The organism is Siccibacter turicensis LMG 23730, assembly GCF_000463155.2.
In the GTDB taxonomy this organism is placed as follows: Bacteria; Pseudomonadota; Gammaproteobacteria; order Enterobacterales; family Enterobacteriaceae; genus Siccibacter; species Siccibacter turicensis.
Window position 1 is genome coordinate 66,221 of sequence record NZ_AWFZ01000042.1, and the last position, 10,050, is coordinate 76,270.

Here is a 10,050-nt window from a genome sequence, read left to right on the forward strand (position 1 = left end):
TATTAGTCCTCAATATAAAAATGGAGTTAGCTTATGTTGAAGAATTTGGATGCCTGTACAGGTGTAGACAGAGTTTGTGAAGCTAACGAGAGCGCCGATCCAGCTAAAATTGAACCTGATTCGTTAACTGCGGAAGTTTTATCGTCAGTTTTCGACATAGCTGACATTACTATAGTAAATCAGGCCGTTGGTAAATCGTTCAGCGACTGACTGGGAGTGTGAATCGTGTCTGTATTACCCAAAATTGTCTGGCCTGTCCCCTCCAACAATCGGGGAAGTGAATTTAAAAATCAGGAAGAAATCCTCTCTCATCTGGGTGGGGAGTCAACCGGACAGTACGCGATTGGCCGTAGCGGGATGTGGCATGGCGGTATTCATATCACACATGCAACAACCCCGTGGTGTGCTCTCAGTGGCAAAGCACCTCTGGAGGCATTTGATTTCCCGGTTGCTTTTAAAGGCGAGCAGGCTATACGTTGCATGGCTGACGGCGAAGTGGTTGCTTATCGTGTCTGCAAGGATTATCTGACGCTAGGCTGGGAATCCGGTCCGCTAAGTTTTTCGGGGTCATTTGTCCTGGTAAAACACTATATTCAACCCGGTGAGAAAGAGTCCAGCGGACTGCATTTCTACACCCTGTATATGCACCTTGCACCATATTCAGCCTATGAAAGTGCGAAAAAAATCCACTGGATAACTCAGGATATGCTCTCTGGTTATTCAGAAGCCGACTGGCTGATTATGGATTTGAGCCGCAGCGACCAGAGGCCAGCGAGTGCAGGCAATGTCAACAAAGGGACTCCTGTTACCTGGGATGCCTCCGATACTACCCTCACCGCCAGCCAGGGGGGACGTACTTATGGACTGGCAACGCTGAATGCTGACAGCGGCAAGCTGAAATCCGGTCAAAGAGTCTGGATGCTGGTTGACAATAACAATATTAAACCCGCACCGGGAAGTGGCCCGGGCTGGTGGGAACATCTGCTCCCTCCGGCGAAAGAGGTCATGGTATTTGATAAAACGGTCAGCCTCAGTACACCGTTTGCCATAAAGGCCGGTGACCCGGTTGGACACATGGGCTACTATCAGGCCCCGAAAGACGGGGGTTATGAAGCGCGATATCAGGTGCATATTGAATGTACCAGCATGGATGATAACCTGGAAAAATTCCTGAGCAATCCTGAACAGGTGGGAGAAAAGACCCCACTCTGGCTGAAATACGCGCCGGGCCTTGCGCTGTACAGAAAGGATGTCGCAACCGGGACATTCACGAAGGATACCGGGGTGACCACCAGGACCGGGATCCTGCCACTGAGTCAGGTGCAAACGGATACCGATAAATTGACGAAGCAGGAATACTGGCAACTGCGACCGGAAAGTGCTTATGCCATCAAAGGACAGGCTGAGCCTCAGCTTTTGTCACAATATGATCTGGCAAAGCTGGGCTTCAGAACTGAAACCGCAGAACCGACCAGCTTCGATTACCTGGATGGAAAAAATCAGCCTGTTGGATTCTTCCGCAGCCTTATCGACGCGCTTTACCAGGCTGCGGCAGGAGATACCCGAACCAGCCATGCCCTGGTGAAGCATAATTATCAGCGCCTGCTGGATAAAATTGACAGTGGAAGCGACCGTTACTCGCCAATGGAATACTGGAGAGCGCTTCATAATCCCGACTATCATGACGTCGTTCAGAAAACAATCGTAAAACATCCCAGCGACTGGTACTTCAAAAAAAGCGATGCTATCTGGCAACCGTTCCTGAATGCTCTGAAGAAAGAAGCCCCTGAATGGAAGAAATATAGCGAAGATTTTCTCGATAAAATGGCGTGGATGCAGGATGTGACGACTGAAAATCTGGGGCCTGAGCTCTGGCATATGCACCCAATAGTCTTTTTGGGTTCATTTATTAAAAGAGACAAAATTATATGGATGAAAAAATTCGCAGAAAAATTTGGAGTAATTAAAGCAGATGCATTTAGGTCCAAGTTATTGGAAGTTTCCAATGAATTAAGTATTGATCCGAACTACATTATGGCTTGTATCGCACTCGAAACGGGAAAAACATTTAGAACAGACATCAAAAACCCAGGCTCATCTGCAACGGGTCTAATTCAGTTTATGGATGATACGGCCAAAGATCTAGGAACTTCAACTCGTCAACTCCGGGCAATGGATCACGTAGAACAAATGGAGTACGTTAAGAAATACTTCAAAATGCAGGCGAACAATGTCGGGGTTCCAACAGAACAGTGGACTCTTGAGGATGTATATTACTCGATATTCAGACCTAAAACAATAATGCTCGGGCCAAATGATATTGTTTATCAAAGAAGTGACGGGGACTATTATAGTAAGAATCTATATCATGATAGAAATAGCGACGGAAAGATCACTAAAAATGAAATAGCAGAAAATATTAGAGTAAATTACAAATTAGGCATTCCTGAGGCAGGGTAATATGGCAACACAATTAAAAAAATTTACAACAGCATTATGCTTGTTAGTTATATCAACATCGGCATGCTGCGCCCATAGCAAGGATGTATTAGTCAATGCCAATAGGCTAAAAAGCACAGGTTTTTTGGATGGACAGACGGGTTCTGTAGATGTTGACCTGAACGGTGATGGATACGAAGATACCATTGAATATACTTTTTCAAGTACAACGCCACCTGGTACATGTGACCAGTCAGATTGCATGTCTAGTCTGGACAACTCTCCAATATTAACATTCCAGATAAAAATGCATGATGGTAAATCTATCGATGGTTCATACATGTGTACCTCTCTAGATGTGTCAAAGGCACTTCACAATGGAATGAAAGACATATTATGCGGACCCAAGTATATACTTCGCTGGAACGGTGAAGTATATGATACAGACTAATTAGTACTATGAGCACCTTCTAATAGGAGGTGCCAAGTTCCAACCTAAAATGACTATTAATATCACGATGAATATGGACAATTTTGCAGGCGAGAGCGATGTGAATCTCTTCGGCGAGATGCTGCACCGGTTCTTCGCGCTCTACGCGGATATTCACCTCTTTAACCAGCTCACGCTGGTGCTGCAACCGACAGGGAAACGACTGAGATGGCGCGAGAATCACAGCCAGCACGTACCGGGCTGACGCAGGCCCTTAACAAAGATATCTGGCGGGCCAACTTCTACCGTTTCTGCCAGCTGCTGGAGCAGGAGAACCCGGACGCCCCGAAAATAGGTACCACAAGCCATCCGGGCAACGATCCGGTTCGTTTCAGGCCCTGGCCTGGTATGGGTTTTCCGGTCAGTACCCTGAAAGCGGTTGAAACTGATGAAGACCATCCGGAATTGCCGCCAACCGTCCGTACAACATTTCTGGGGATGTATGGCGTGGACTCCCCTCTGCCGACGTCCTACCTGGACGACATTGCGCAGCGCCGAGAAGGACACGAGGCGGTCACCTCGTTTCTGGATATTTTCAGCCACCGCATCACCACCCAGTATTACCGGATCTGGCGAAAATACGCCTGGCCGGCGACTTTCGAGGCGGGAGGCCGCGATGCCACATCTCAGTGTCTGCTGGGGCTGGTCGGCCTTGGTATACCGGGCACGGCTGAGCAGGTGGCAACGCCGGTTTCCCGCTTTCTTGCCCTGCTGGGTACCATGCGATTACCCACCCGCAATGCAGAAGGCATTCGGGCCCTGGTGAGTCTGCTGGCACCGAATACCCGGGCAATTATCACCGAACCCGATCCGGTTAAGGTCCATATCGATAACCGTAGCGGACTGGGTGCCCAAAATCGGATCCGTCTTTCTCAGCGAGCCACGCTGGGTAAAACGGCAAAAGAAGCATGCAGCCGGGTACTGGTGACACTGGAGACTGAGGATCCGGACGAGGCGGAAGGCTGGTTACCTGGTGGTTTGCTCCATACCGATTTGCTGGTTCTGTTACGCGTTTATCTCGGCTACCGCAGTGACGCCCGACTGCGTCTCACCGTACCCGTACGATTGCTGCCTGAGCCTCGCCTTGGCAAAGGCAGACGCATCCAGCTGGGCCGTACCGGTTTGCTTGGCCTGAAAGCGGGCAAACTCAGCAATAACCGGGAGAGTCTCACCGTCAGTCTGGGCTGCTATGAAGGGCTGCACTGTTCTGCGTTACCGTCCGCTGAATACGGACACTACCGCTTCGAATAATCACGTACTCCCACTCTCAATAAAGGAACTTTTGAATGGCAACAGTAACCCGCTGGTGGGCGCTGACGCTTATTGCCTGTGGTCTGCTCGCAGGCTGCGGTCTGACGCAGAGCGTCACGGACGGTACGGTCAGCATCACGAAATCCATCTTCTACAAAAAAATTAAAACGCTGCATCTGGATTTTACCCCGCGTACGGCCATTAACGCCGATGGCGCACAGACACCGCTGGCGACAATGATGCGAGTCTATCAGCTCAGGGATCGTAAAGCGGTTGATGCCGCCGATTACCAGACGCTGCTGCGCAATGCCGATACGGTACTTAAAGACGATGTACTCGCATCAAAATCGCTGCTGGTGATGCCCAACGGCAGCGTGACGCTCAATATGCCTATGGATGAAGACGCTCAGTTCGTGGCGGTGGTGGGATTGTTTAACCGCCCGGATCAGAAGGACAACCGCTGGCGCCTTGTGCTGACCCGTGACGACCTGGATCCGGACAAACCCCGCACCATTGAACTGGGTGAGGGCTGGCTCAGCCTTGTGCCGGTGAAGGAGTGACGTGATGGATAACTGGTCAGCGCTTTTTGACGGGCAGACCCGATACTTTCTGGAGATTAATGACAGTGCAGTGAAGGCGGATGTTCTGCGCTTTCGCGGCAGGGAAGCCCTGAGCGAACCATTCAGCTGGGACATCGAGTTCACCACGCTTCAGGCGAACATTCCCCCGGAACAGGTGCTGATGAAATATGCCACCTTCCGGATGCAGAGCGGTAAAAGTGTTTACGGCATGGTGACCCGCCTGGAATGGCTTTCCACTTCAAAGGATCAGTCCCACTACCGCATTACACTCAGTTCCCGCCTGGCGCTGATGGGCTACACCCGGCAGTGCGCGGTCTATCAGAACCAGTCCGTTCCTGAGGTGGTTGAGCAGGTGCTGCGTAAACACGGTCTGGAAGGTCCTGATTTTGAATTCAGACTGGAGCGCACCTACCCACCGCGTGAAATTATCACCCAGTGGCGGGAAACGGATTTGCAGTTCATCCGGCGCATTCTGTCCGAGGTGGGGATTTACTGGCGCACGGAGATGGATGACACCCGTGAAATGGATACGTACATTTTTGCCGACAGCCAGCTTAACTACCAGTTTGATGTGAAGTTGCCCTACAGTGAGCCATCGGGTCTGTTCGACGGTGCGGCAGAATCGGTCTGGGATGTGCGGACCTGGTTCAACATTGCCCCCGGCGCCGTCACCACGCGGGATTACAACTACCGCACTGCCTCCACGCCGATGGATGCGACGGTCAGCGTGCGTAACGATGTGGTTACCACCGGGGCGCATTACCGCTACGCGGCACCGTATCGTGTCGCAGGTGATGACGCCAGCCCGGAGCCGGAAACCGAATCTGGCGCGTTCTACGCCCGACTTCACCACGAGCGGGAACTCAACAGGTCGGCCCGTATTCACCTGTTCAGCAATGCAGCACACCTCACCCCCGGGCAGGTGCTGGAGCCGCAGGGCGATGTCATTGCAGCCCTGAAAGAGGGCGTTATCCTCACCCTGGTGACCTACCGGGGAGCGCGCGATTCCCGTCTGCATGTGTCGGTCTGGGGAATGCCCTATACCGAACGGTACTGTTTCCGTTCGGTAGAAGTCCCGCGTCCGGTCATCACGGGCACGCTTCCGGCCCGGGTTGAGAGCCGGGAAAAGAATGATATCTACGCTCACCTGGACGAGCAGGGGCGCTATCGGGTGAAGCCGGACTTCGACCGGGAGGGGACGGAATCCGGTTACGGGTACCTGTGGCTGCGGATGGCGAAACCGTATGCCGGTGACACGCTGGGCTGGCATACGCCGCTCACCGACGGGACCGAAGTGGCGATTGCGTACAGCAATGGCGATATTGACCTGCCGTACATCGCCTATGCGCTGCACGACTCCGAACATCCCGACCTCGTGAACCGGGACAATCACACCCGGAACATCCTCCGGACGCCTGCCAACTCAAAATTGCGCATGGAAGACAAGCGTGGTGAGGAGCACATCAAGCTTGCCACGGAATACGGCAAAACCCAGCTCAACAGCGGGCACATGGTGGACAGCAAGGGTCAACTTCGCGGTAAAGGCACAGAGCTGCGCACCGATGAGTGGGGAGCCCTGAGAGCCGGGAAGGGACTCTTTGTCGCTGCGGATGCGCAGGTGAAAGCACAGGGTGATGTTCTGGACATGGATGCGGCGCTGAAGGAAATCGACAGGCTCAACCAGCAACTGCAGCAGCTGGAAATGGCCGCTGAAAAGGCGCAGGCGCTGAAGGGGGATATCGACAGCCAGATACAGATGTTTGCGCAGCGGCTGAAACCGCTCAATGAAGCAGTGCTTTTCTCGGCGCCGGAAGGCATGGCCCTGACCAGCGGGGAAGATATGCAGCTGGCCGCTGGCCGGAACCTGGCGGTTAACGCCGGAGGCGATATCAGTGCTGGCGTGATGGGCAATATGACCGCGCTGGCAGGCGAAAAGCTGGGGCTCTTTGCCCGCACCGGGCAACTGAGCCTGAAATCCGGCGAAGGTCCAGTGGATGTTCAGGCGCAAAACGCCTGCATGCGGTTGTTTGCGCAGAAGAAGCTGACGCTGAGCTCAGCGAGTGACATCTCCTTTGCCGGGAAAAAACGTATCATCCTAATTGGTGGTGGCAGTTACCTGAGGCTTGAGGCCGGGAAGGTCGAGTATGGTACGACGGCGACGTATATACGCAAAGTGAAGAGGACGATGGTGGTGAGAGCGGCAACTATGCCGTTAAATCTGCCTGTGATGCCGCTGGTTGAAGGATATAGTGAATACTTTGTTCTCCAGGATCAGGATACCGGGCAACCGTTGAAAAATTTCCCCTATACACTCAACGCGAATGGAATTGATGTAAGCGGTAAAACAAATGAGCGTGGTCATACGCAATATGCCTGGACGCGACAAAGCGAGCAAATAGAGCTGACGCCACACCCTGAACAATTTAACCGAATGATTCTTGATGCAAGATACTGGGATGACAATGAGCCTCTGCAACTTGATTTTGCAGAGGAGTTAAATATGGACAATTCTGGGCAATAATATGAGAAAAGGAAAAAAAGGTGGTATTCCCCACGATACAGGTACAGGTAAAACAATAACAAAGCCTTCTGCAACAGGAACCGTACAGCCCGTAACTAATCCTCTGGATTTATGGTATTTATGTGAAAAAACAAATTATGCACTTGGTAATCCGGTAATTGATAAAGATGGCTCACGACAATATCAACGTGTGGTTACGAGAATTATCAGAAAAGAAAATGAGTTTTTTGATTTTCACCATCCTTATATTGGTGAATGTGGATACGATATGACCGTTAGTCCTCCCCAGCCGATAATGAGCATGAGTAATCCGACGTGGCCCAGTTTATGCCCCTTGTCAAAATATGAAGCCATTAAAGAAAGCTACATTAATAAAATGTATGGCTTAAGCACTGCTGACATACGATTTGAAGTGCTCCGTTATTTATTGTCACTGAAAGAACTTGAGCGGTTACTGACGCCTGACATGCGGCAAACAACCAGCCCGTTAAAAGAAACAGGCGGATGGGAGGATATGTTCAAGATAAAACGGGGACTGTTCAGAGTTCCAGATGTCGTAAAATTGAGAGACATTACCCGCACAGGTATTAGCGCATTCCAGCAGGGTAATATTGATGACATAATTGAGATTAAATTTAATGAAACTAATGACTATATGAGTGAGGCTCAGCAGAGTGCCTATATTGAGATTGCGGGAACTCCTGGGAAATTGCACTTATTAGAAAGCCATACCTGCCAGATTGACGACCGTCGTAAACGACGCTGGTTACGGGAAGCGAAAAAGGAGCCGCTCTATGTGCCGCTGTCTCTCGGAATGGAAAAACGTCAGCAGCGGGTTCGTCTTGAAGTGGAAGAATATCAGCATCTGATAGGGGAAATTGATCGTGAGCTTGAAAAAGTTAATGCTCAACTCCGTCCGATATTGGTCGGGGAGTTATGCGAACGTGTTGACCCCAAATATGATACACCCTATAAACTGGAAGCCCCGATATCTTATGAGGCAAAGCGGCGAATGGAGCGGGCACGGGCTCTGGTGGAAATGTCACTTGCCGGACCGATGTGGGGTATCGGTGCTGTTGGGGTTACACTTACAGTTGGTGGAATGGTGTTCCCCTCAGTGCCAATTGCAGCTAGTGGGGGCGCAATTGAAGTGTCTACATCTGGCTCATTAAGTGTGGGAGCTAATGTTATTGAGTTTTCTACAATAGGCAAAACAGCGGCACAGTCTACGGCTGCAGCAAGTTCAGCAATTGCTTTTGAGCTGGCGGCAAAAGATACACCGGGTTATCTGAACAGTAAAATGGTGACTAAAAGTTTTCTGAGTGACCCGACGAGGCAAAGACAAGAATATATTTACTGGGATGACTGACGATGGATACAGAAAAACAGTTTTTCGACAAGTTCGACGAAGCCAGCTGGGAGTTTACATATGGCCATCTGGATAATATGAATTATAATGTTCTTCAGGTGGGGTTGACGGCAGTTTTTTACATCAGCGAGGGGTGGTATTCTGAAAAACGAGTGGCAATGGCAAATGCTATTGAGCGTTATATTGATGAATTTGGCGATAAACTAGAATGGGGTTTTTTGGGAGATGTTAATAGTCGAGAATATTTTCGTTTTCTGGATAATGAATTGAGAAAGAAGCGACTTATGTCGCTGGAAGACGACACTGTTGAGACTCAGTGGAATTCAGGCCCGGGAATAGAGTATGTCAGTGATTATCAAATTAAATTGTACTCACCGGCTGGTTGGTATGAATATATCCATGGGCGCATATCATATATGCGATTTTTTTTGCCCGTTTCAGAGTTGAAAAATAATGGGCGGGAGCGTTTTGAAAAACTGATTTTGGATTTTAGTCAATTATTACAACCGATGCATGGTTTGGCGGGACTGGGTACACAACAGCTTTATAATGATAATCCCTATCAGTATCTGGAATGTGAGATAGCCCAGAATTTTAGTGGCGTAGATATTACTTCCTCTTTGTCAGACAAGGGCCTTCGTCAGGGGATTCGGTCAGTCAACTGGTACACAATTCTTTCGAACGAATGGATGGAAAAAGCCGGGGGGCTGGCATATCTGGAACAGCAGTTTGCGGATAGCGATATCAAAGTACTGCCTTATAGTGGTGGTGTGGTAATCCGGGCAGGAGGGTGGCCCGCGCTTGGCTGGGTAGAAAAGGAGGCAAAACCTGAACTGTATGTCAGGGTTAACCAGGTTTTAAAATCTATCCGCACCCCATCATTTGGTTCATTCCATCTGGGTTCAAATGCCGGTGAAGTCAGGTTAAATGAAGCGCTAACGGCAGAATGGCAGAAACGTTTTGATGTGGAGTCACCTGACGTACAACCAATAGCCATGGCTCTGAGCCATGAGCGAATTAGTGCTAAAAGTGGAGATATTTGCCCCCATTCCGGGCGTTGGGTAACCTTGGCCGGAGGGCATCAGGAATTTATTAATATTCAGGCTGGAGCCGTTATGCCGGAAGCGACAAAATACCAGAGTAATATGTATGCACCTGAAATACGAATTCCTGCGACATGGAATCTCCTGAATCGGGATGATAGTGAAAGTGTATTTACTGATGCAAAGGTAAATTAATTATGTCACCGATTTAAGCGCATAGATGGAAAACGTTCGAGGGATGAATATCCCGCCGCGTGAAATTATCACCCAGTGGCGGGAAAAGGATTTGCAGTTCATCCGGCGCATTCTGTCCGAGGGGGGGATTTACTGGCGCACGGAGATGGATGACACCCGTG

General features: G+C 50.1%; 8 protein-coding genes and 2 pseudogenes. All 10 read left to right on the forward strand.

The features are described 5' to 3' along the window. The first annotated feature begins 33 nt into the window (after positions 1–33). Positions 34–210, forward strand: a complete 177-nt coding sequence (locus DW58_RS21145; RefSeq protein ID WP_155889605.1) for a hypothetical protein — start codon at positions 34–36, stop codon at positions 208–210. A gap of 15 nt (positions 211–225) precedes the next feature. Beyond that, complete coding sequence (locus tag DW58_RS12290; protein WP_024548927.1) at positions 226–2,460, forward strand: hypothetical protein; 2,235 nt, start codon at positions 226–228, stop codon at positions 2,458–2,460. Position 2,461: 1 nt separating this feature from the next. Further along, complete coding sequence (locus DW58_RS20965; protein ID WP_152525634.1) at positions 2,462–2,890, forward strand: hypothetical protein; 429 nt, start codon at positions 2,462–2,464, stop codon at positions 2,888–2,890. 55 nt (positions 2,891–2,945) lie between these two features. Then, positions 2,946–3,134 (forward strand): annotated as a pseudogene (locus DW58_RS12295) (type VI secretion system baseplate subunit TssF); the annotation flags it as partial. Next, positions 3,098–4,180, forward strand: a complete 1,083-nt coding sequence (gene tssG, locus DW58_RS12300; protein WP_024548925.1) for a type VI secretion system baseplate subunit TssG — start codon at positions 3,098–3,100, stop codon at positions 4,178–4,180. The pseudogene DW58_RS12295 and the gene tssG, both read left to right, overlap by 37 nt. Positions 4,181–4,215: 35 nt before the next feature. After that, positions 4,216–4,740, forward strand: a complete 525-nt coding sequence (gene tssJ / locus DW58_RS12305; protein ID WP_024562457.1) for a type VI secretion system lipoprotein TssJ — start codon at positions 4,216–4,218, stop codon at positions 4,738–4,740. A gap of 4 nt (positions 4,741–4,744) precedes the next feature. Beyond that, positions 4,745–7,282 (forward strand): type VI secretion system Vgr family protein, encoded by a 2,538-nt coding sequence (locus DW58_RS12310; protein WP_029592985.1) that lies wholly within the window; start codon positions 4,745–4,747, stop codon positions 7,280–7,282. 1 nt (position 7,283) lies between these two features. After that, positions 7,284–8,651, forward strand: coding sequence for a Uma2 family endonuclease (locus DW58_RS12315; protein ID WP_152525656.1), 1,368 nt, complete (start codon positions 7,284–7,286; stop codon positions 8,649–8,651). Between the two features lie 2 nt (positions 8,652–8,653). Further along, on the forward strand, positions 8,654–9,889 hold the full coding sequence (locus tag DW58_RS12320) for a type VI immunity family protein (protein ID WP_024551151.1): 1,236 nt from the start codon (positions 8,654–8,656) through the stop codon (positions 9,887–9,889). A 52-nt stretch (positions 9,890–9,941) separates the two neighbouring features. Next, positions 9,942–10,050, forward strand: a pseudogene (locus tag DW58_RS21400) (contractile injection system protein, VgrG/Pvc8 family); the annotation flags it as partial.

Bases quoted from the DNA above. Each gene is read 5' to 3' on its own strand.
- DW58_RS21145 (WP_155889605.1), top strand. From the start codon at position 34: ATGTTGAAGAATTTGGATGCCTGTACAGGTGTAGACAGAGTTTGTGAA.
- DW58_RS20965 (WP_152525634.1), top strand. From the start codon at position 2,462: ATGGCAACACAATTAAAAAAATTTACAACAGCATTATGCTTGTTAGTT.
- tssG (WP_024548925.1), top strand. From the start codon at position 3,098: ATGGCGCGAGAATCACAGCCAGCACGTACCGGGCTGACGCAGGCCCTT.
- tssJ (WP_024562457.1), top strand. From the start codon at position 4,216: ATGGCAACAGTAACCCGCTGGTGGGCGCTGACGCTTATTGCCTGTGGT.
- DW58_RS12310 (WP_029592985.1), top strand. From the start codon at position 4,745: ATGGATAACTGGTCAGCGCTTTTTGACGGGCAGACCCGATACTTTCTG.
- DW58_RS12315 (WP_152525656.1), top strand. From the start codon at position 7,284: ATGAGAAAAGGAAAAAAAGGTGGTATTCCCCACGATACAGGTACAGGT.
- DW58_RS12320 (WP_024551151.1), top strand. From the start codon at position 8,654: ATGGATACAGAAAAACAGTTTTTCGACAAGTTCGACGAAGCCAGCTGG.